Source organism: Pantoea sp. App145, from assembly GCF_047947045.1.
Taxonomy (GTDB): domain Bacteria; phylum Pseudomonadota; class Gammaproteobacteria; order Enterobacterales; family Enterobacteriaceae; genus Pantoea.
This window is the reverse complement of sequence record NZ_CP133290.1, coordinates 2,110,928-2,132,061: the sequence shown is the minus strand read 5'-3', so window position 1 is coordinate 2,132,061 and position 21,134 is coordinate 2,110,928. Positions and strand designations below refer to the sequence as shown.

Annotated in this window: 19 protein-coding genes and 1 other annotated feature; of the genes, 7 read left to right on the top strand and 12 right to left on the bottom strand. The window is 58.0% G+C overall.

Annotated elements, in window-relative coordinates; genetic code table 11:
* The first annotated feature begins 1 nt into the window (after position 1).
* Entirely contained in the window at positions 2–949 is a 948-nt protein-coding gene (locus RCF31_RS09780; protein ID WP_299457581.1) for a 2-hydroxyacid dehydrogenase, read from the top strand.
* Here RCF31_RS09780 and deoR read toward each other — a convergent pair.
* The 9 genes from deoR to atzF form a co-directional block, all read right to left on the bottom strand.
* The gene (gene deoR / locus RCF31_RS09775; protein ID WP_299457579.1) at positions 946–1,710 is read right to left on the bottom strand and encodes a DNA-binding transcriptional repressor DeoR; all 765 of its coding nucleotides are present in this window, start codon (positions 1,708–1,710) and stop codon (positions 946–948) included. The two genes, RCF31_RS09780 and deoR, sit on opposite strands and share 4 nt — an antisense overlap.
* 50 nt (positions 1,711–1,760) lie before the next feature.
* A complete protein-coding gene (gene urtE, locus RCF31_RS09770) occupies positions 1,761–2,459 on the bottom strand; it encodes an urea ABC transporter ATP-binding subunit UrtE (RefSeq protein WP_416413174.1) in 699 nt (232 codons plus the stop codon).
* A gap of 1 nt (position 2,460) precedes the next feature.
* On the bottom strand, positions 2,461–3,252 hold the full coding sequence (gene urtD, locus RCF31_RS09765; RefSeq protein ID WP_299457575.1) for an urea ABC transporter ATP-binding protein UrtD: 792 nt from the start codon (positions 3,250–3,252) through the stop codon (positions 2,461–2,463).
* Positions 3,245–4,321 carry an urea ABC transporter permease subunit UrtC gene (urtC, locus tag RCF31_RS09760; protein ID WP_208713939.1) on the bottom strand — a complete coding sequence of 359 codons (1,077 nt, stop codon included), beginning with the start codon at positions 4,319–4,321 and terminating at the stop codon, positions 3,245–3,247. Before urtC ends, urtD begins: the two co-directional genes overlap by 8 nt.
* On the bottom strand, positions 4,321–5,886 hold the full coding sequence (gene urtB, locus RCF31_RS09755) for an urea ABC transporter permease subunit UrtB (RefSeq protein WP_416413172.1): 1,566 nt from the start codon (positions 5,884–5,886) through the stop codon (positions 4,321–4,323). The genes urtC and urtB overlap by 1 nt, the downstream gene beginning before the upstream one ends.
* A gap of 61 nt (positions 5,887–5,947) precedes the next feature.
* Positions 5,948–7,216 (bottom strand): urea ABC transporter substrate-binding protein, encoded by a 1,269-nt coding sequence (gene urtA, locus RCF31_RS09750; protein ID WP_299457570.1) that lies wholly within the window; start codon positions 7,214–7,216, stop codon positions 5,948–5,950.
* 30 nt (positions 7,217–7,246) lie between these two features.
* Positions 7,247–7,948, bottom strand: a complete 702-nt coding sequence (locus RCF31_RS09745) for a GntR family transcriptional regulator (RefSeq protein ID WP_416413171.1) — start codon at positions 7,946–7,948, stop codon at positions 7,247–7,249.
* 9 nt (positions 7,949–7,957) lie between these two features.
* Entirely contained in the window at positions 7,958–11,578 is a 3,621-nt protein-coding gene (uca, locus tag RCF31_RS09740) for an urea carboxylase (RefSeq protein ID WP_416413169.1), read from the bottom strand.
* Positions 11,579–11,580: 2 nt separating this feature from the next.
* Positions 11,581–13,377 carry an allophanate hydrolase gene (atzF, locus tag RCF31_RS09735; protein ID WP_416413167.1) on the bottom strand — a complete coding sequence of 599 codons (1,797 nt, stop codon included), beginning with the start codon at positions 13,375–13,377 and terminating at the stop codon, positions 11,581–11,583.
* A gap of 258 nt (positions 13,378–13,635) precedes the next feature.
* On the opposite strand from atzF, the gene sltY reads away from it, so the two are divergent.
* Together sltY and trpR are read left to right on the top strand one after the other, a co-directional pair.
* A complete protein-coding gene (sltY, locus tag RCF31_RS09730) occupies positions 13,636–15,555 on the top strand; it encodes a murein transglycosylase (RefSeq protein ID WP_416413166.1) in 1,920 nt (639 codons plus the stop codon).
* 44 nt (positions 15,556–15,599) lie between these two features.
* Positions 15,600–15,923: a trp operon repressor gene (gene trpR / locus RCF31_RS09725; RefSeq protein WP_084872518.1), complete on the top strand. Its 324-nt coding sequence runs from the start codon at positions 15,600–15,602 to the stop codon at positions 15,921–15,923.
* Here the strand turns inward: trpR and yjjX are convergent, their stop codons facing one another.
* Entirely contained in the window at positions 15,924–16,442 is a 519-nt protein-coding gene (gene yjjX, locus RCF31_RS09720; protein ID WP_313683815.1) for an inosine/xanthosine triphosphatase, read from the bottom strand.
* 51 nt (positions 16,443–16,493) lie between these two features.
* Here yjjX and gpmB point away from each other — a divergent pair, with 51 nt between their 5' ends.
* Positions 16,494–17,141 (top strand): 2,3-diphosphoglycerate-dependent phosphoglycerate mutase GpmB, encoded by a 648-nt coding sequence (gpmB, locus tag RCF31_RS09715; RefSeq protein ID WP_084872523.1) that lies wholly within the window; start codon positions 16,494–16,496, stop codon positions 17,139–17,141.
* Positions 17,142–17,183: 42 nt separating this feature from the next.
* Here gpmB and robA read toward each other — a convergent pair whose 3' ends face one another.
* Positions 17,184–18,065, bottom strand: coding sequence for an MDR efflux pump AcrAB transcriptional activator RobA (gene robA, locus RCF31_RS09710; protein ID WP_416413164.1), 882 nt, complete (start codon positions 18,063–18,065; stop codon positions 17,184–17,186).
* 195 nt (positions 18,066–18,260) lie between these two features.
* Here robA and creA point away from each other — a divergent pair, with 195 nt between their 5' ends.
* On the top strand, positions 18,261–18,734 hold the full coding sequence (creA, locus tag RCF31_RS09705; protein WP_084872528.1) for a protein CreA: 474 nt from the start codon (positions 18,261–18,263) through the stop codon (positions 18,732–18,734).
* A 48-nt stretch (positions 18,735–18,782) separates the two neighbouring features.
* Here the strand turns inward: creA and arcA are convergent, their stop codons facing one another.
* On the bottom strand, positions 18,783–19,499 hold the full coding sequence (gene arcA / locus RCF31_RS09700; RefSeq protein WP_208713949.1) for a two-component system response regulator ArcA: 717 nt from the start codon (positions 19,497–19,499) through the stop codon (positions 18,783–18,785).
* A gap of 609 nt (positions 19,500–20,108) precedes the next feature.
* Between arcA and RCF31_RS09695 the strand changes: the two genes are divergently transcribed.
* Positions 20,109–20,813, top strand: a complete 705-nt coding sequence (locus RCF31_RS09695; protein WP_416413163.1) for a tRNA/rRNA methyltransferase — start codon at positions 20,109–20,111, stop codon at positions 20,811–20,813.
* A gap of 185 nt (positions 20,814–20,998) precedes the next feature.
* On the top strand, positions 20,999–21,070 hold the full coding sequence (gene thrL, locus RCF31_RS09690; RefSeq protein WP_084878310.1) for a thr operon leader peptide: 72 nt from the start codon (positions 20,999–21,001) through the stop codon (positions 21,068–21,070).
* Positions 21,006–21,128: a sequence feature (Thr leader region), on the top strand. It overlaps the preceding gene by 65 nt.
* Positions 21,129–21,134 lie beyond the last annotated feature (6 nt).

Here is a 21,134-nt window from a genome sequence, read left to right as displayed (position 1 = left end):
GATGAGAGTGCTGATTGCTGCGGATGAACATGCCTGGGGCGGATTGATACCGTCGATTCGTCAGACATTACCCGACGTGGAGTTTGTGGCGTCTGCCGGTCATGCGGCGGAAAGTCTGGCGGGATTCGATGCGCTGGTGCCCGGCATGTGCCGGGTGGATGCACGGCTGCTGGCCACCGCCGATCGTCTGAAGCTGATCCAGCAGGCGGGTGTCGGGCTGGAAGGCGTCGATATCGATGCGGCAAAGAAGGCTGGCATTATGGTGGCGAACGTCCCCTCCGACCATTCCGGCAATGCTGATTCAGTGGCGGAGCTGGGCATCTGGATGATGATTGGTCTGGCGCGTCGCCAGCAGGAAATCGCCCAGTGTCTGGCACAGCAGCGCCTTGGACAACCGATTGGCATGGGGCTGATGGGCAAAACCGTGGGGCTGGTGGGCCTGGGCGGCATCGGTAAAGCGCTGGCGAAGCGTCTCGCGCCCTTTGGTATGCGTATGATTGGCGTGAAACGTGAAGCCGATGAGGCCTTTGCGCGTCAGCATCAGCTCGACTGGGCGGGCGGTATCGGCCAGTTGCCGCAGCTGCTGGCAGAGTCCGATTTTGTGGTGCTGAGTCTGCCGGATAGCGCCGAGACGCACCACATCATCGACGCCGCCGCGTTGGCGCAGATGAAGCCAGACAGCTTCCTGGTAAACCTTGGACGTGGCGGCCTGATCGACAAAGCGGCGTTTCTGGCGGCGCTGGAAAATAAAACCCTGGCCGGTGCCGGATTAGATGTGTTCTGGCAGGAGCCGCCGGACCCGAATGATGCGGTGTTCCGTCATAACGTGATTGCCACGCCACATATCGGTGGCGTCACCGATATCTCACTGGCGGGCAATATCAAAGGGGTGTGCGATAACCTGCGTCGTCTGCGCGATGGCGAAGCGGTAGTCGATCGCTGGGCCTAACCACAACACAGCTTCACCTCTGCCGCCTGCATCACTTTCAGTAACGCGGGCGGCGGCGGGCTGTCGCTCACCAGAATATCAAACAGCGAAAAATCGCCGATACGGGCAGGCAGTACCTTGCCATATTTGCTGCTGTCGCCCACCATGATGCGCGTCTGCGCCCGCTGTAACGCCAGATGTTTAATCGGCAACTCGTTCAGGTTGTAGCAGGTGACGCCCTGACGGATATCCATCCCGGCGGCGGAGATAAAAGCTTTGGTTGGGCAGAGCGCGTCCAGCACCGTGACCTGCTCCAGTGGGGTAAACACTGCGTTATCGGCGTGAAATTCCCCGCCCGATAAAATCACCCGACAGTTCGGTTTCTCCTTCAGCGCCAGAAAGGTATTGATAGCGCTGCAAATGGCGGTGAACGGCAGGTCATTGTCGATGGCATCCACCACCAGCGGCAGCGTGGTGCCGCAGTCGAAAAACACGGTATCGTTAGGCTCAATCAGCGCAGCTGCATACTGGGCCAGCTGCTGCTTTTTGCTTACGTTGAGGTTCTGTTGGTCGCTGACAAAGTAATGCGCGATGTGCTGGCGTGGGTCGCGCATGATATAGCCACCCAGCAACACCACGCCGTTTGCCGCAGCGGGCAGATCGCGGCGAATGGTCATTTCAGACACGCCCAGCAACTGGGCGGCTTCTTTCAGATGCAGTTTGTCGGTGCGCTTCAGCGCCTGAGCCAGGCGGGTGATGCGGTCATCGCGGCGGGTTTCCATCTCTCGGTTTTTCCTGGCAAAAACATAGGTCATGTTAACCAGAAATCACCTCAAATCGCCACCAGTCCGCGTACACCATCGGCTTCCATCGCATTGCCCCGTCCACGTTGCACGATTTCGCCGCGCGACATCACCAGATAGCTGTCTGCCAGCTCGGCGGCAAAGTCGTAAAACTGCTCCACCAGCAGGATCGCCATATCGCCGCGCTGGGCGAGCTGGCGGATCACCGCGCCGATCTCTTTGATCACCGATGGCTGGATCCCTTCGGTGGGTTCATCGAGGATCAACAGCTGCGGTTTGCAGGCCAGCGCGCGACCAATCGCCAGCTGCTGCTGCTGACCACCGGAAAGATCGCCGCCGCGGCGTGCCTTCATTTCGCGCAGTACCGGGAACAGCTGATAAATCTCCTCCGGTACCGCTTTGGCCTGCGCCCCTGAAAAGCGCGCCAGCCCCATCAGCAGATTCTCTTCCACCGTCAGACGCGGGAAGATCTCCCGCCCCTGTGGCACGTAAGCAATCCCGGACTGCACGCGCTGATGCGGTTTGCGGCTGTTGATCACTTTATCCTGCCAGCGGATTTCACCGGATTTTGCCGGAATCAGCCCCATCAGACACTTCAGCAGCGTGGTTTTCCCCACGCCATTGCGTCCCAGCAGGCAGGTGATTTCACCGGGTTTAGCGTCGAACGACAGGCCGCGCAGAATATGGCTGCCGCCGTAATATTGATTCAGTTCCGATACCTGTAACATCTCAGCGCCCCAGATAAACGTCGATAACCCGATCGTCGGCCTGTACTTCGCGCAACGATCCCTCGGCCAGCACCTGCCCCTGATGCAGCACCGTCACATGATCGGCGATGGTCTCGACAAACCCCATGTCGTGTTCCACCACCATCAGCGAATGCTTACCGGCGAGGCTGCGGAACAGCTCGGCGGTGTACTCGGTTTCCGCATCGGTCATACCCGCCGCCGGTTCATCCAGCAGCAACAGATGCGGGTCCTGCACCAGCAACATGCCGATCTCAAGAAACTGTTTTTGCCCGTGCGACAGCAAACCCGCTTTGCGCTGCCGTTCAGCGCCGAGCCGCAGCAGTTTCAGCACCTCGTCGATGCGATCCTGCTGTTCGCCGCTGAGGCGGGCGCGCAAACTGGCCCATACCGATTTGTCATTTTTCAGCGCGATTTCGAGGTTTTCGAACACCGTCAGCGCTTCAAAAACCGTGGGTTTCTGGAACTTGCGGCCAATGCCAGCGCGCGCGATCTCGACCGAAGACAGGCGGGTGAGATCGGTATCCTGGTCATAGATCACCCGGCCATTATCGGGACGGGTTTTGCCGGTGATCACATCCATCAGTGTGGTTTTGCCCGCGCCGTTAGGGCCGATGACGCAACGCAACTCGCCGACGCCAATCTGCAACGACAGGTCGGTCAGCGCACGGAAGCCATCGAACGAGACGTTAATGTTTTCCAGCAGCAGCACCGGATCGCTTTGATCTCGATGGCGATCCGCCGGATGGGGTTGGGTAAACAGGGGTTCAGTCATCTCGCCTCCGGCGCAGCAGGCCAATCACGCCACGCGGCAGGAACAGCGTGACGAGGATAAACATCAGGCCAAGGAAGAACAGCCAGTATTCCGGGAACGCCACGGTGAACCAGCTTTTGGCACCGTTAACAATTGCCGCGCCGAGCAGTGGACCGATCAGCGTGCCGCGTCCACCCAGCGCTACCCAGATTGCGGCTTCGATCGAGTTGGTCGGGGACATTTCGCTCGGGTTGATGATGCCCACCTGCGGCACATACAGCGCGCCTGCCAGGCCGCACAGCACGGCGGAGAGCGTCCAGACAAACAGCTTAAAGCCGCGTGGATCGTAACCGATGAACATCAGGCGGTTTTCCGCATCACGCACCGCGGTCAGCACCCGGCCAAACTTGCTGCGCGCCAGGGCAAAACCGATGCCGAGGCTGACCAGCAACAACAGAACGGTGGCGACAAACAGGCCGATACGCGTGCTGGTGGCGGTGACGTTGAAACCGAGCAGGGTGGTGAAGCCGGTAAAACCGTTGTTGCCGCCAAAGCCGGTTTCGTTGCGGAAAAACAGCAGCATCCCGGCGTAGGTCAGCGCCTGAGTCATGATCGAGAAGTAGACGCCTTTGATCTTCGAGCGGAAGGCAAAGAAGCCAAACACCAGCGCCAGCAGGCCGGGTACCAGCACGATTAGGCACAGCGCCCAGGCAAAATGCTGGGTACCGGCCCAGAACCACGGCAGCTGATTCCACGACAGAAACGACATAAAGGCGGGCAGGCCATCACCCGATGCCTGACGCATCAGGTACATCCCCATACCGTAGCCGCCGAGGGCGAAAAACAGGCCGTGGCCGAGGGAGAGCAGCCCGGCATAGCCCCACACCAGATCAAGCGCCACCGCGACGATGGCGTAGCACAGGATTTTGCCCACCAGCGTCAGGGTGTAGGTGGAAAGTGCCAGCGGGTGGCTGGCGGGCAGCAGCGCAAAGAACGGCATGATCAGCAGCAGCAGGGCGATGATCACGCCGAGGCTGAGGGTCAGGCGCGGCGCTTTGCGCGCGGCGGTTAAGGTTAGCGGCTGGCTCATCAGTCAATCACCCTCCCTTTAAAGGCAAACAGGCCTTGTGGTCGTTTCTGAATAAACAGCACGATCAACACCAGGATAAGGATTTTGCCCAGCACCGCACCAATCTGCGGTTCCAGCACCTTATTAAGAATGCCGAGGCCGAAAGCGGCCACCACGGTGCCCGCCAGCTGCCCGACACCGCCGAGCACCACCACGAGGAAGGAGTCGATGATGTAGCCCTGGCCGAGTTCCGGGCCGACGTTGCCCAGCTGGGACAGGGCGACCCCACCCAGTCCGGCGATGCCGGAACCGAGGCCAAACGCCAGCATATCAATGCGTCCGGTGGGAACACCGCAGCAATCCGCCATCGCACGGTTTTGCGTGACTGCGCGCACGCTGAGGCCGAGACGGGTTTTATTCAGCAGCAGCCAGGTCAGCCCCAGTACCGCAAACACAAACAGGATCACCGCAATACGGTTGTAAGGCAGCACCAGGTTCGGCAGCACCTGCATGCCACCCGAGAGCCAGTCCGGGTTGGAAACCTCAAGGTTCTGCGCGCCAAACAGCATCCGCACCAGCTGGATCAGCATCAGGCTGATGCCCCAGGTGGCGAGCAGGGTTTCCAGCGGGCGACCGTACAGATGACGGATAATGGTACGTTCCAGCACCATGCCCATCACCGCAGTGACAAGGAAGGCGACCGGTAGCGCCAGCAGCGGATACCACGCCAGCCACTGCGGTGCGAACTGCTGGAACAGGCTCTGCACCAGCCAGGTAGCGTACGCGCCCAGCATCAGCATCTCGCCGTGCGCCATGTTGATCACCCCCAGCAGGCCATAGGTGATCGCCAGCCCGAGTGCCGCCAGCAGCAGGATCGATCCCAGCGACAGGCCGGTAAACGCCTGGCCGAGCAGATCCCCCCACATCAGGCGATGTTTGATTTGTTGCAGGCTGGCGCTGGCAGCGGCACGGACCTGGGCGTCAGGTTCGTTCGCCGGTTGTGTCAGGTTTAGCAGGCTGGCCTGCATATTGGGATCGCTCGATTCCCCCAGCAGCTGCACCGCTTTCAGCCGCACCTGCGCATCCGGGCTGGCGAGTTGCAGGTTGGCGGCAGCCATCGCCAGCGTAGCATGGACCTTGCTGTCTTTTTCGCTGGCAAGGCGTTGTTCAATCAGCGGTAGCTGATCGGCCGCGCCATCATTTTGCAGCTGCTGCGCGGCGCGCAGGCGGATGTATGGATCATCGCTCACCAGCTGGTGTGCAGCGAGCGCGCTGGCGATCAGCACGCGCAGCCGGTTGTTCATAAAGAGTTTTTTGGCGTCGCCGGTCGGCTGCTGTGCGCTGTCGAGCGGCTGGAATTTGTCGTCCTGTTTACTGAACGGTTGTTTGTTTTCATCAATGACCACGGTTTCATTGTGCAACGCCTCCAGCAGTGGCAGGCGGCTGGCCTGTGGCGCGGCGGCCCATTGCTGGAGCAGCGTGGCCTGTTGAGTACGACTGGCGGCAGCGAAATCTGCGCCATCGCCCGCCTGGGCCAGCCAGGGCAGGAGCAACAGCAGACAGCAGAGAAAGCGGCGAATTGTCATGGTTCTGGCCCTGTGGTTGCGGGTTAATGATCACGGTCGCCATCAATGGCGACCGTCAACATTACTGGGTGGATTTCACTGGGTGATCCGGCTTCTTATCGTTACCGGCGATATACGGGCTCCACGGCTGGGCGCGTACCGGTTTATCGGTCTGCCACACCACGTTGAACTGACCGTTTTCTTCCACTTCACCAATCATCACCGGCTTATGCAGGTGGTGGTTGGTTTTGTCCATGGTCAGGGTGAAACCGTCTGGTGCTTTGAAGGTTTGTCCGGCCATCGCCGCACGGACTTTGTCCACGTCGGTGGTGCCCGCTTTCTCTACCGCCTGCGCCCACATATGGATGCCGACATAAGTCGCTTCCATCGGATCGTTGGTCACCACGGTGTTGGCGTTCGGCAGGTTATGCGCTTTGGCGTAGGCACGGTAATCGGCGACAAACTTTTTGTTGGTTGGGTTATCAACGGACTCAAAGTAGTTCCAGGCTGCTAACTGACCCACCAGCGGTTTGGTGTCGATACCGCGCAGTTCTTCCTCGCCCACCGAGAAGGCAATCACCGGAATATCGGTCGCTTTGATGCCCTGGTTTGCCAGTTCTTTGTAGAACGGCACGTTGGAGTCACCGTTGATGGTGGAGATCACCGCAGTTTTACCGCCAGCCGAGAATTTCTTGATGTTAGAAACGATGGTCTGGTAATCGCTGTAACCAAACGGCGTATACACTTCCTGGATATCTTTATCCTGAACCCCTTTCGAATGCAGGAAGGCGCGCAGAATCTTGTTGGTAGTGCGCGGATAAACGTAGTCGGTGCCCAGCAGGAAGAAGCGTTTCGCACTGCCGCCATCTTCGCTCATCAGGTATTCCACCGCCGGAATCGCCTGCTGGTTCGGGGCTGCGCCGGTGTAAAATACGTTCGGTGACATCTCTTCACCTTCATATTGCACCGGATAGAACAGCAGGCCGTTCAGCTCCTCAAACACCGGCAGTACCGATTTACGCGATACGGAAGTCCAGCAGCCAAACACCACCGCCACTTTGTCCTGAGTCAGCAGCTGGCGGGCTTTCTCGGCAAACAGCGGCCAGTTGGACGCCGGGTCAACCACCACCGGTTCGAGCTTTTTGCCCAGCACGCCGCCCTTGGCGTTAATTTCATCAATCGTCATCAGCGCAACATCTTTCAGCGGCGTCTCCGAAATGGCCATGGTGCCGGAGAGCGAATGCATAATCCCCACTTTGATGGTATCGGCAGCCTGAGCACCAAAGGCAAAACCCATGCTGACGACGGTAGCGGAGAGAGCGAAAGCCTTAAGCAACGAACGTCTTTTCATCGTTTAAACCCCTAAATGTGTAATGTGTTGTTATTCAATGGGTTGAAGCCGGGCCTGCTGTAACATGTGTAAAGTGATTTTCCTGACCTCGGCCTTACTGACGGCGATATGGTCGGTCAGAATGCGCTGTGCCTCCTCGGTGTGTTGCTGAAAAATCGCCCGTAAGATCAGAGCGTGCTCGCGGTACGTGGCATCGACCCGGTCGTCTCGCGTGAAGTCGAGACGGCGGATGATGCGAATCTTTTCAGTCAGTTCGGCGTGCACCCGTGCCATCTCGCGGTTGCCGGTGGCGCTGACCAGCGCCATATGAAACGCTTCGTCATGCAGCGACACGGCTTTGCCATCCTCCAGTCGTGCATTGTCGATCCAGAAGGTCTTCAGTTCAGTCAGGGTTTCCGCGCACTGCAACGGGGGCAGGGCGCAGAGCCGGCGCACCGCTTCCCGTTCCAGCACGGTGCGGAAGTCGTACAGTTCTTCGAAGTATTCGAAGTTGAACGGTTTGATCTGCCAGCCGCTGCGGAACCACACCTCGACATAACCCTCACGCTCCAGCCAGAACAACGCCTGACGTACCGGCGTGCGGCTGACCTCCATCCGTTCAGCGATTTCGCTCTCGCTGAAGCGGTCGCCGGGCATCAGGCGAAACTCGAAAATATCGTTCTTCAGCGCCTGGTAGACTTTCTCTGCCAGCGCTTCCGGACGGCCTTTGCCGCGTTGCGGGTGAGTGCTCATAACCCTTCCTTATTCCAGCCACAGCAGGGTGTCGCCCGGACTCACCGGACGGCCCGCCTGGCAGGCGATACGTTTCACGCGACCCGCCTGTGGGGCAGTGATCGCCAGTTCCATCTTCATCGCTTCCACGATGATCAGCGTCTGACCGGCTTCGACCTCGTCACCCGGCTGCACCAGCACTTTCCAGATGTTGCCGTTCATATCGGCACATACTGCCAGTGCGCTGTCATCCTGTTCGTCGCTCACCACCAGCGTCTCTTCGCTGGTCAGCGGCGCATTCTGTTCTTCCTGCGCCCACAGCGTCACTTCCTGCTCAAACGCGGCAGCCTGGCGGCTACGGAACTCGTCGATAGAGGCGGCATGTTCGGCGAGGAATTGCTGATGCGCGGCGAAATCAAACACCGTCTCCTCGATGCGGATACGCGCCCGGCCTTCGCGGAAGTCGTCACGCAGTTGGGTCAGTTCGTCTTCGCTCACCGGGTAGAAACGTACCTGGTCGAAGAAGTGCAACAGCCAGGGCTCGTCGGCGGCGAATTGATCGTTTTTCAGGAATTTGTTCCAGATCGGTAGCGTACGGCCAACCAGCTGGTAGCCACCGGGGGAGTCCATGCCGTAGATACACATGTACATGCCGCCGATACCTACCGTGCCTTCGGCGGTAAAGGTACGCGCCGGGCTGTATTTCGAGCTGAGCAGACGATGACGCGGATCGACCGGCACCGCGCAGGGCGCGCCGAGATACACATCGCCCAGACCGAGGATCAGGTAGCTGGCATCGAAAATGGTGTCGCGCACCGCTTCGCGACTCGCCAGGCCGTTAATACGCTGGATAAAGTCAACGTTGTTCGGCAGCCACGGCGCAGTGGCGCGCACCGTTTCTTTGTAGCGTTCCACCGCACCGAGTGTGGCGCTGTCTTCAAACGCCATCGGCATCCAGACGATACGCGACGGCACTTTCAGCTGGCTGACATCACCCAGCCCGGCTTCCAGTTCCAGCAGCAACGCCATCAGGCGCGGCTGGCTGAGGATCAGGCTGTCGTAGCGAATTTGCAGTGAGCGTACGCCGGGGGATAATTCTTCCACGCCGGGCACCGCACGTTCGCGCAGGGCATTCATCAGCAGATGCACGCGCAGACGCAGCGCCAGATCCAGCACGTTGTCGCCGTATTCAATCAGCACGTATTTATCCCCCGCCTGGCGATAGGCCACCGCCGGAGTACGGGTAGTGGCGGGCAGGGCGGCCAGCAGGGTAGCGGAACCGAGGTCGCTATCGGCTAGCGACGGCACTTCGAAGGCGGGCGCATGGGTCGGACGCAACGTCTCGACGCTGTGTGCCTGGGCTTTTTCCAGCGCCACCGCTTCGTCAGCGCTAATTGGATGGAAACGGATGCTATCGCCCGGTTTGACCTGGCCGACTTTCCACAACTCTGCTTTGGCGATAGTGACCGGGCAGACGAAGCCACCGAGGCTTGGGCCGTCATGAGTCAGGATCACCGGGAAGTCGCCGGTGAAGTTAACGGCACCGATAGCGTATTCGCAATCGTGCACGTTGGAGGGATGCAGCCCGGCCTCGCCGCCGTTGGCGCGCGTCCAGCTTGGTTTCGGCCCTACCAGGCGCACGCCCAGACGGTTGGAGTTGTAGTGCACCTGCCAGTCGCTGGCAAAAAATTCGTCAATGGCGGCCTGGGTGAAGAAATCCGGTGCGCCATGCGGTCCGTACAGCACGCCGATGCGCCATTCGCTGCCGTAGTGCGGCACCAGAGCATGATCCAGCGGCTGCGGCTCGCTGACCGGAGCTGGCGTGGTACAGGCGGCCAGCTGCGGCTGGGAGATCGGCAGCATATCGGCGACGCGCAGGGTGCGTCCGGCATGACCACCAAACTGGCCGAGGGAGAAGGTGGCGCGGCTGCCAAGATATTCCGGCACATCAAAGCCGTTGCGTACCGCCAGATAGGTGCGACAGCCGCTGTGCGCACGGCCCAGCGTCAGGGTCTGTCCGGCACGGACGTTGACCGGCTGCCAGTAGCTGATTGCTTCACCATCGAGATCTGCCGGGCAATCCGCGCCGGTCAGGGCAATCACCGCATCGCTGTGAAAACGCAGCGTCGGTCCCTGCAAGGTGAATTCCAGCCCGGCAGCGGCTTCATGGTTGCCGACAATACGGTTGGCGAGGCGGAAGGCGAAATCATCCATCGGGCCGGACGGCGGCACGCCGATGTCCCAGTAGCCGAGGCGGCCCGGGAAATCCTGGATGGTGCTGAAGGTGCCGGGTTGCAGCACTTCAATTACGCTGGCTGACGGGGTGAAGCTATCAAGGAAACGCGTCCAGACGGTGCCGCTGCGGAACGCTTCGGTGGCGACGATCTGGCGCAGATAATCCAGGTTGCTGGCAATGCCGTGCAGCTGGGTCGCGCCCAGCGCCTGCTGCATTTTAGCCAGCGCGGCGTCACGGGTCGCGGCATGCACGATCAGTTTGGCGACCATCGGGTCGTAATATGCTGAGACTTCGGTACCGGTATCGATCCAGCCATCGACGCGAACATCGTCCGGGAAGCTGACGCCAGTCAGTACGCCAGGGCTGGGCTGGAAGTTTTTCAACGGGTCTTCCGCATACAAACGCACTTCAATCGACGCGCCCTGTGGTGCCTGCTGCATCCGCGCCCAGTCGAGGCTGTCGCCCGCTGCCACTTTCAGCATGCATTCCACCAGGTCGAGGCCGGTGACGCACTCGGTCACCGGATGCTCCACCTGCAAACGGGTGTTCACTTCGAGGAAATAAAACGCATCCTGTTCGGCGTCGTAGATATATTCCACGGTACCGGCGCTGCGGTAGCTCACCAGCTCGCCAAGGCGTACCGCTGAAGCCAGCAACGCTTCGCGCGTCGCCTGCGGCAGATTGGGGGCCGGGGTTTCCTCCACCACTTTCTGATTGCGACGTTGCAGCGAGCAGTCGCGCTCGCCAAGGGCGATGACCTTGCCGTTGCCGTCACCAAAGATCTGTACTTCGACATGACGGGCGCGATCGATGCAGCGCTCAAGAAACACACCGGCATCGCTAAAGAATTGTTCGCCGAGACGGCGCACGCTCTCCCACGCGTTGCGCAGGGCATCCGCATCGGCGCAGCGCGTCAGGCCGATGCCGCCGCCACCGGCGGTACTTTTCAGCATCACCGGATAACCGATGTCATCGGCGGCGCTCAGCGCCTCGTCCAGCGAGCTCAGCAGCGGGGTGCCCGGCGTCATGGGGACTCCGGCGCTGGCCGCCAGTTCACGCGCACGGTGTTTCAGGCCGAATTCGCCGATTTGCCGGGCGGTAGGGCCGACAAACGCGATGCCCGCTTCTTCACAGGCGGCCGCAAACGGCAGGCTTTCCGACAGGAAGCCGTAGCCCGGCCAGATGGCTTCAGCACCGGTTTCTTTTGCGGCAGCGAGGATTTTGTCGATCTTCAGGTAGCTGTCGCTGGCTTTATCGCCGCCCAGCGCAATGGCAACATCGGCTTCTTTAACGTGACGCGCGTTGCGGTCGGCGTCGGAATAAACCGCCACGCTTTTCACGCCAAGGCGCTTCAGGGTGCGGATGGCACGACAGGCGATTTCGCCACGGTTAGCAATCAGAACGGTGCTGAACATGATTATTTACTCCCCTGAGTCGCCAGCCAGTTGCGCCAGCCGCCGAATTCGGTGATCTCCAGTGCCTGTTTCAGCACCGCCGGTTCACAGATAAAACCTTTCACGACGCGGCCATCAGCCAGCGTCAGTGAGCCAATGCCCAGCGGCGGCGGGATTTCCGCCACGAATTCGCCAAAGCGCGCCAGCGGGATGTCCCACAGTTCAACGGTAATCGCCGCGCCCTGCTCATCGCGCAGCAGGCCGGGTTTTTTGATTGGTCCATCAAGCAGGGCAAACAGCCGGTAATTGCTGGCGGTGGTGGTTTCTTCCACCAGAACCGCCTGGCGGGTGGTGAGCTGGAAATTCAGTGGCATACCGGTCAGATGCGCACCGACTACCGCGACACGCACATGGTCGGCTGAAGGAGGCAAGGCGGTGTGCTGCGTCGGTTGCGCTTTGCCGGTGGCACCGAGTGGCAATGCCAGCTGTTGTTGCCAGCGCAGGCCAAACTCCACCAGCGCACGATCGTGCCAGGCGGGGGCGATCAGGGTGATGCCCGCAGGCAGGCCATCGGCACGGAACGGGGCTGGCAGCGCCAGCGCGCTGAGATCGGCCAGGTTGGTGAAATTGGTGTAAGTGCCGAACTGCGAGTTGTAGTGCACCGGCTCCTGTTGCATCTCTTCCAGCGTGTGGATAGTTGGCGAGGTGGGTACCACCACGGCATCAAACTGCGCCAGGGTTTGCTGGATCTGACGCGTCAGTTCGGCGCGCAGGTATTCGGCCTGATAAGCCTCCACGGCGCTGTACTTCAGACCGCTGCTGACGATGCCGTACACCACCGGATCCATCTCTTCCGGGCGGTTGATCATCTCGCCCACCGCCACGGTGCGTTCGGCAACCCACGGGCCGTAGTACAGCTGCTCTGCCAGCTGATGGAATGGGGTAAAGTCGATCGGATGCAGCGTGGCACCGCTGGCCAGCAGGCGCTCCAGCGCATTATCCCAGGCAGCTTCGGCTTGTTTGTCATCAAAGAATTCCGGGTTGGCCGGAATGGCAAAGTCCGGATGGGCCTTGATGCTGGCGGGCGCAGTATGCGGGTTGCTGCGTGAGTAGGCATCGTCCGCATCATAACCACCGGCGGCGCTGGCGACGGTGAAGGCATCTTCCACCGTCAGTGCAAACACGGAAACGGTGTCATTCAGGCGACAGGCGGGCAGTAAGCCACTGGCGGAGAACCAGCCTTTGGTGGGTTTCAGGCCGACAATGTTGTTAAACCCGGCCGGTACGCGACCAGAACCAGCGGTATCGGTGCCGAGAGAGAAGCCGACCAGACCGCGTGCCAGTACCGAGGCGGAGCCTGAACTGGAGCCGCCGCTGACGTAGTCCGGGTTAAAAGTATTGCTGACCGCACCGAACGGTGAGCGGGTGCCGACCAGGCCGGTAGCGTATTGGTCAAGATTAGTTTTACCGATTAGCACTGCACCCGCGGCTTTCAGTTGTGCCACGACGAAGGCATCGGCGGTGGCGGTGTAGGTCAGCGCCGGACAGGCAGCAGTGGTCGGCCAGCCCGCGACATCGATATTGTCTTTAACCGCAAAGGGGACGCCGAAAAGTGGCAGCGCAGCCGGGTTGCTCAGGTAGCTGGCGAGCAGTGGCTCAATTTGCGCCTGCAATTGTGCCGGGGTGGCGAGGTAAAGCCAGGCGTTGTCCTGAGGATCAATGGCGTTGAGGTGCGCAGTCAGCAGGGCAGTAATCTGCTGCGGTTCCTGTTGATAGCGCTGTTGCCAATCCTGAATTGTGAGACCAAAAGTCGATGCCATGGGTGAATTCCAACTGGTATACAAGATGGAATTCAACAGAGCAAAGGGCGTGCCATTTTTGTAACAGAATGATTAGGCGCAATTAATGCTTTTACGATAAGTTTTTGTGATGAATAAATGCACAATGGCAGCGCGTCGGGTGGTCGATGACGGTGCGTGAGCGTAAATTTTGTGAAGAACATGGCAAGAGGCCGTGGGCCTGGTTAGCATGAATGAAGTCCGGCATGAGCTGGATCGCAGCACAAAGAGGAGATCGTAGTGGAGAAGTGGCGTAACTGGATGATAGGGATCTGTCTGGTCAGCGCGGCCAGCAGCGTATGGGCCGATTCGCTTGATCAACAACGACAGCGCTATGCCCAGATAAAACAAGCCTGGGATAGCAACCAGATGGATACCGTGGCGCAGCTGATGCCAACGCTACAGGATTACCCGCTTTATCCTTATCTGCAATATCGGATGCTGGCGCAGGATCTCGATCAGGAAACACCGCTGGCGGTGAAAAATTTTATTCAGCAATATCCCACGTTGCCGCCTGCGCGATCGCTGGCGACGCGTTTCGTCAACGTGCTGGCACACCGTCAGGATTGGCAGGAGTTGCTGAGTTTCAGCCCGGAAGAACCCAAGCCGGTGCAGGCGCGCTGTAACTGGTACTACGCCAAATGGGCGACTGGCCAGCAGCAGGCGGCGTTTGACGGGGCGAAATCCATCTGGCTGCGCGGCACCGCGCTGCCCAATGATTGCGACCAACTGTTCTCGGTGTGGCAATCCAGTGGACAACTGTCGCCGATCACCATCCTCGAACGCATTCGCCTGGCGATGAAAGAAGGCAACGATAGCTTGGTGAATTACCTGGCGAAGATGCTGCCTGCGGATTACCAGACCACGGCGAACGCGGTGATGACGTTACAGCAGAACCCGCTCACCATCACCAGCTTTGCCAGCAGCGTCGGACCGACCGATTTTACCCGTCAGGCCACCACTTACGCCTTTGCCCGCGTGGCGCGTCAGGATGTGGAGAATGCCAGGCTGATGATTCCGATTCTGGTGCAATCACAGAAGATGGGGCCGGAAGAGGACCAGGCGCTGAAAGAGATCGTGGCCTGGCGACTGATGGATAATGATGTCACCTCGGATCAGGCGCGCTGGCGCGATAACGTGGTGATGAACAGTGAATCCACCACCTTGATTGAGCGTCGTGTGCGGCTGGCGCTGGCGAATAACGATCGTCGCGGACTGAACACCTGGATTGCCCGTTTGCCGGTAGAAGCCAAAGAGAAGGATGAGTGGCAATACTGGCAGGCCGATCTGCTGATCTCCCAGGGGCGTAAAGAAGAAGCCGACGAAATTCTGCGTAAGCTGATGCAGGCGCGCGGCTTCTATCCGATGGTGGCGGCGCAGCGGCTGGGGGTGGATTATCCGATACAGGTTGATAAGGCCCCGGCACCGGACAATAACCTGGTGCAGGGCGCGGAGCTGGCTCGGGTGCGTGAGCTGATGTACTGGGGGCTGGATAACCTGGCGCGCAGCGAGTGGGCCAATCTGATCGCCAGCAAAACCCGCGATCAGCAGCAGATGCTGGCGCGCTATGCCAACGAGCAGGATTGGTGGGACCTCAGCGTGCAGGCGACCATCACCGCTAAAATGTGGGACAGCCTGAAAGAGCGCTTCCCGCTGGCATGGCAGAACCTGTATCAGCAATACACCGGCGGCAAAGGCATTCCGCAGAGCTATGCGATGGCGATTTCGCGCCAGGAAAGCGCGTGGAACCCGAAAGCGCGTTCGCCGGTGGGGGCGAGCGGCCTGATGCAAATCATGCCTGCCACCGCGACCCATACCGTGAAGATGTATAGCATCCCTGGTTATGTGAACAGCAGCCAGCTGCTTGATCCACAAACCAATATTCAGATCGGTACGCAGTATCTGGAATATGTTTATCAGCAGTTTGATCAGAACCGTATCTTTGCCTCGGCGGCCTATAACGCCGGACCCGGGCGGGTGCGCAGCTGGCTGAATAACAGCGGCGGACGTCTCGATGCTGTCGCCTTTATCGAGACCATTCCGTTCTCGGAAACCCGTGGCTACGTGAAGAACGTGCTGGCCTATGATGCCTACTATCGTTACTTCATGGGCAAGCCAGATAAGATTCTGGCTGATGGCGAGTGGAATCGCCGCTACTGACTGTGCTATGCTTCCGTACTCGTTAATGAGTACGGAAGCCCTTCATGAGCCAACCCCTTTCTTCCCAGCCGGAATCGGCACAGCCTGTTGAAGATAACTGGCTGCGTTTTGTCGAACTGATGCAAAACGCCTACGCCGATGGCGTGGCACTGCCGTTGCTGCATCTGATGATGACCCCGGATGAGCGGGAATCTTACGGTACGCGTCTGCGGATTATTGAAGAGTTGATGAACGGTGAAATGAGCCAGCGCGAACTGAAAAACGAGCTGGGCGTCGGTATCGCCACTATCACCCGTGGCTCCAACAGCCTGAAAGAAGCGCCGCCGGAGCTGAAACGCTGGCTGGAAGCGCGTCTGGGACGCGCCTGATTACTGCTGATATAGCGGATGGGTGAACGGGCAGAGCGCCAGAATCAACGCCTGATGATACACGCTGGAGCGGGTCAGCAGGCCGTGCGTAAAGGCACCAATCGCCCCCCCTTTGTGTTTGATATTCTCCACACCGGTTAAGCGCGCCATTTCATCACCCAGCTCGTTACCTGCGGCCAGGCCGCGCATCACTACCGGTGGCAGCGTAAAGCTGGCAGAACGCGATTCACCGCGCTGCTGTGCATTCTCCACCACCATCCAGGCGAAGGCGCTATCGCCCTCAATGCCAGCTTCTATCGCCACCCAAAAATCGGCATCGGCTTTTTTTGCACGCGCATTGACGACGCGCTGACGTGCGCCAGTTCGCGTTTCTACATCACTCAGCGGCTGGGCAGCAACGCCACTCTCGACCTCGACCCCTTCAATATGGCAGGATCCTTCGCCGAAAACGTCGTTGAACGCCTGTGCAATCGCGCGGATTTTTGCCGGGTTGATGGTGGCTGCGACAACATGGTACATAATTGTTTGAACCCTCAAGGCAAATTTGTCGCAGTATAACGGAAATTAAGCATGCTACAGGTCTATCTTGTTCGTCACGGTGAAACGGTATGGAATGCGGCCCGACGCATTCAGGGGCAGTCCGACAGTCCGCTGACGGAAACAGGTGAACAGCAGGCCCATCAGGTGGGCGAGCGCGTTAAATCGCTGGGCATTACCCACGTGATTGCCAGCGATTTAGGACGTACCCGGCGCACCGCAGAAATTATCGCGGATGCCTGCGGTTGCACTGTCACTGTCGATGCGCGTCTGCGCGAACTGAATATGGGCGTGTTAGAGAAGCGCCCCCTCGACGGCCTGACGCCGGAAGAGGAAAGCTGGCGTAAAACGCTGGTGGATGGCACCGAAGGTGGCCGTATCCCGGGCGGAGAGTCAATGGCGGAAATGGCGACGCGTATGCACGCAGCGCTGAATGCCTGTCTTGACTTACCGGCGGGTAGCCGTCCGCTGATTGTCAGCCACGGTATGGCGCTGGGTGTGCTGGTGAGCACCATTCTTGGCTTACCGGCCCATGCGGAGCGTCGTCTGCGTCTGCGTAACTGCTCAATCTCACGCGTTGATCATCAGCAGAGCGCCTGGCTGGCAGCGGGTTGGGTGGTGGAAACGGCGGGCGATGTGTCGCATCTCGATGCACCCGCGCTGGATGAATTGCAGCGCTGACATCGAACGAAAACAATGCCGTCATTATGACGGCATTGTTGTTTAGAGCGCCTGCGCCGGTCGAATCGGAATCAGGTATTCGCAGCGGATTTCCGTTGGCGGCTCGCTACGCTTTTTACCACCGTGAGTAAAGAAGCGCTCGATATCCTGCCCCTGACGACGCACCAGACCCAGCGTTGGCATACAGGTGCCGTACAGCAGCAGAATAAACTCCTGCAACGCAGTGCGCGGCCCGGTGTAGGTGAACTGCACATAATCACCCGCTTCCAGAATTACACTCTGGTTGGACTGCATGCTTTTCCCTAACTGATCGGCTGTCACCGCAGTGGTGTAGAGAATTTCCTGCTCATCATCTTTCTCGTGGCTGGCACGTACCTGATGCAGGCCGTATAGCACCGGCGGCACGGTGTCGGTTTCCAACAGGAACTGCTTCCAGAAATGCACGCGCATTTCGTCACGATAGCTGGAGATCTGTTCCAGCGTGCAGCTGTAAATCTGCGTCTGACCCACCAGCACCGTTTCCGGCAGGGTGACATACTGCGGCTCAGGCAGGTAATTATCGTCCAGACGGATCGGGGGACGGATACCGAAGGAGTTCCAGTCTGACGAACGACGATACCAGGCGGGCGTTTGGTTAAACTGCTTTTTGAACGCACGGGTAAAGGTCTGCTGGGAATCGAAACGGTATTGCAGGGCGATGTCGAGAATCGGGCGGCTGGTCAGGCGTAATGCGACCGCTGCCTTCGACAGCCGGCGTGCGCGGATATACGCGCCGATCGCGTGGCCTGTCACGTCCTTAAACATGCGCTGCAGGTGCCATTTGGAGTAACCCGCTTTCAGGGCGACATTATCCAGTGAAAGGGGTTGATCCAGATGGCTCTCCAGCCAGACAAGCAAATCGCGAATGATACCGGCTTGGTCCATAAAACATCCTCATAATTCTCTGGTGGCGCAACTTATGAAGTCGTCGAATAATAGCACGAAATGCAAAAAGGCGAGAGGGCGGTTTTGTAAGTCGACTGTGCTACATCAATGCGGGTTGTTACCCATTTGGTTTGGTTCTGTTACCAATTGCCAGTACATTACATTCTCATCTATTCCGTTTGCAATGGTAACTCAATGACAGTAACTCGCCTTCTTATAGTCACCCTGGCAACTTTCGCCTTCTCTGGTCCCCTCTTTGCCGAGGAGATCGGCTCTGTTGACACGGTGTTCAAGATGTTTGGCCCCGATCATAAGATCGTGGTGGAAGCCTTCGATGACCCCGATGTAAAAAATGTAACCTGTTATATCAGCCGGGCAAAAACCGGTGGGATCAAGGGCGGATTAGGCCTGGCGGAGGATACTTCCGACGCGGCGATTTCCTGCCAGCAGGTTGGACCGGTAACGCTTAGCGATAAAATTGCACAGGGTAAGGCGCAGGGGGATGTGGTGTTCCAGAAACGCACATCACTGGTTTTTAAGAAGTTGCAGGTTGTACGCTTTTATGACCAAAAGCGCAATGCTTTGGTGTACCTGGCTTATTCCGACAAAGTGGTCGAAGGCTCACCGAAGAACGCGCTTAGCGCGGTGCCGATCATGCCGTGGCACTGATCATCGCCCATAAAAAAACGCCCTGACGGGCGTTTTTTTGCGGATAACTCAGTCCTGCAGCTCGCCGCAGAAGCGGTAACCTTCGCCGTGAATGGTGGCGATGATTTCTGGCGTATCCGGTGTGGACTCGAAATGCTTACGGATGCGGCGGATGGTGACATCCACGGTACGGTCATGCGGCTTCAGCTCGCGACCGGTCATCTTCTTCAGCAGATCAGCACGGGTCTGAATTTTGCCTGGGTTCTCGCAGAAGTGCAGCATGGCGCGGAATTCACTGCGCGGCAGTTTGTACTGCTCGCCGTTCGGGCTGATCAGTGAGCGGCTATTGATATCCAGCTCCCAGCCGTTGAAACGGTAGCTTTCCACCTGACGACGTTCTTCATTCGGCATCGCCAGATTCATGGTGCGTGACAACAGGTTGCGCGCACGGATGGTCAGCTCACGCGGGTTGAATGGTTTGGTGATGTAATCATCCGCACCAATTTCCAGACCAAGAATTTTGTCCACTTCATTATCACGGCCGGTCAGGAACATCAGTGCGACGTTCGCCTGCTCACGCAGTTCACGTGCCAGCAACAAGCCGTTTTTCCCGGGCAGGTTGATGTCCATGATCACCAGATTGACGTCGTTATCCGTCAGGACCTGATGCATTTCGGCGCCGTCGGTGGCTTCATAGACCACATAACCTTCCGCCTCAAAGATACTTTTGAGGGTGTTACGCGTGACCAGTTCGTCTTCAACGATAAGAATGTGCGGGGTCTGCATGTTTCGCTACCTAAAATTTGCCAACAAATCGAAAACAGGGCGTACGGCGGTTGAACTTACTGTGAGTAATAACAGCATGCCGTTCACAACCGGTGTACGAAATAATCTTCGGAATACACCATCCATCTACGTCAACTTCAGTGTTAGCTCAGCCAGTCAGGATGAATATTTGCGTGCCCCGTGGGTATCGGACTGGCGCTTATCCTAACCGTATTAACAGCAACCTAACAGCACCAACAACAACCGATAAGCATAAAAACAACGCTTCGTTGACTTATATCAAATGCAAGTGTAGCACGTTAACACTTTTATGAAAAACTTCTCCAGGAATGCCAGCTTAGCTCACAAAAAGCAGCATTTTTGCTACATTTCAGCTGCATAATAGCAAAACCAAAACCTGCCGGAAATTATATTTCAATAAGATGATATCTAATGCTTTTATATTAAAATGGTCCGGAAATTTAGCTTTAATACGTTAATTTATGCTCCCCATCGGTTTTATTCGCTTTTAACATCCTTAACATCTTATTTTCTTATAGCGCTATGGTTGGTATTTTGCGGTCTGCATGCCAACATAGGCCGCGTTGTTAACAGTTCGATGGAAAAATCATGCATTTCCCCCTCATTCTTGTCTCTCCCGCCCGACCAGAAAATATCGGTGCGGCAGCCCGTGCGATGAAAACCATGGGATTTAGTGAGTTGCGTATTGTTGCCAGTGATGCCTGGCAGGACCCGGCAGCCAGGCGTGTGGCACATGGCGCGGGCGAGATCCTTGATAGCGTAAAAACTTATGACACGCTGAGCACGGCATTGCAGGATGTGGACTTCTCTGTCGCGACCACCGCCCGCAGCCGGGCGAAGTTTCGTTACTACGCCACGCCCGCTCAGGTGGAAACCATTTTGCAGGAGAAACGCCAGTGGCTGAGCCGCATTGCACTGGTCTTTGGTCGTGAAGATAGCGGGTTAACTAACGAGGAACTGGACCAGGTGGATCTGCTGACCGGGATCCCGATGGCCAATGATTATCCCTCGCTGAATCTCGGCCAGGCGGTGATGGTGTACTGCTATCAGCTTGCGGCGTTGAATCAGGTGGTGGCTCCAGCGGCAGAGCGGGCAGACGCTCAGCAATTGCAGGCATTACGCGCGCGTTTCCAGCAATTACTGGTGCGCCTTGAGGTCAGCGACGATGCCAAGATGGCTGACTGGATCGATCAACGTATCGGTTTACTTGAACAGCGCGACAGCGCCATGCTGCACCGTCTGCTGCATGATGTAGAAAAAAAACTTATAGATAATAACTCGGGTAAATCCTGATTTTATAGTGACAGATCGGGACTTGTGGCTATTTGCTGAACGATCCCGATAGCATTTTCCGGGCAAAGCGTAGCACTGCGTAGTGGCGAAAAATCCAGCAAAGGACAAATTCGTTGACTTAACCGGCACTTTGCTTTAATTCTGGAAGGCAGACGGACAATCAAGACAGACAGAAAAAAATCTCAATGCGTACAATCAGCCTGAACACCACAATTATTATTACCACCACCATTACCACAGGTAACGGTGCGGGCTGACGCATACAGGAAAAACAAAAAAAGAAGCCCGCACCTAAACAGTGCGGGCTTTTTTTTCGGCAAA

Excerpts from the sequence above, each read along its gene's own strand:
- RCF31_RS09780 (WP_299457581.1), top strand. The coding sequence starts at position 2 with ATGAGAGTGCTGATTGCTGCGGATGAACATGCCTGGGGCGGATTGATA.
- deoR (WP_299457579.1), bottom strand. The coding sequence starts at position 1,710 with ATGGAAACCCGCCGCGATGACCGCATCACCCGCCTGGCTCAGGCGCTG.
- urtE (WP_416413174.1), bottom strand. The coding sequence starts at position 2,459 with ATGTTACAGGTATCGGAACTGAATCAATATTACGGCGGCAGCCATATT.
- urtD (WP_299457575.1), bottom strand. The coding sequence starts at position 3,252 with ATGACTGAACCCCTGTTTACCCAACCCCATCCGGCGGATCGCCATCGA.
- urtC (WP_208713939.1), bottom strand. The coding sequence starts at position 4,321 with ATGAGCCAGCCGCTAACCTTAACCGCCGCGCGCAAAGCGCCGCGCCTG.
- urtB (WP_416413172.1), bottom strand. The coding sequence starts at position 5,886 with ATGACAATTCGCCGCTTTCTCTGCTGTCTGCTGTTGCTCCTGCCCTGG.
- urtA (WP_299457570.1), bottom strand. The coding sequence starts at position 7,216 with ATGAAAAGACGTTCGTTGCTTAAGGCTTTCGCTCTCTCCGCTACCGTC.
- RCF31_RS09745 (WP_416413171.1), bottom strand. The coding sequence starts at position 7,948 with ATGAGCACTCACCCGCAACGCGGCAAAGGCCGTCCGGAAGCGCTGGCA.
- uca (WP_416413169.1), bottom strand. The coding sequence starts at position 11,578 with ATGTTCAGCACCGTTCTGATTGCTAACCGTGGCGAAATCGCCTGTCGT.
- atzF (WP_416413167.1), bottom strand. The coding sequence starts at position 13,377 with ATGGCATCGACTTTTGGTCTCACAATTCAGGATTGGCAACAGCGCTAT.
- trpR (WP_084872518.1), top strand. The coding sequence starts at position 15,600 with ATGAGCCAACCCCTTTCTTCCCAGCCGGAATCGGCACAGCCTGTTGAA.
- yjjX (WP_313683815.1), bottom strand. The coding sequence starts at position 16,442 with ATGTACCATGTTGTCGCAGCCACCATCAACCCGGCAAAAATCCGCGCG.
- gpmB (WP_084872523.1), top strand. The coding sequence starts at position 16,494 with ATGCTACAGGTCTATCTTGTTCGTCACGGTGAAACGGTATGGAATGCG.
- robA (WP_416413164.1), bottom strand. The coding sequence starts at position 18,065 with ATGGACCAAGCCGGTATCATTCGCGATTTGCTTGTCTGGCTGGAGAGC.
- creA (WP_084872528.1), top strand. The coding sequence starts at position 18,261 with ATGACAGTAACTCGCCTTCTTATAGTCACCCTGGCAACTTTCGCCTTC.
- arcA (WP_208713949.1), bottom strand. The coding sequence starts at position 19,499 with ATGCAGACCCCGCACATTCTTATCGTTGAAGACGAACTGGTCACGCGT.
- RCF31_RS09695 (WP_416413163.1), top strand. The coding sequence starts at position 20,109 with ATGCATTTCCCCCTCATTCTTGTCTCTCCCGCCCGACCAGAAAATATC.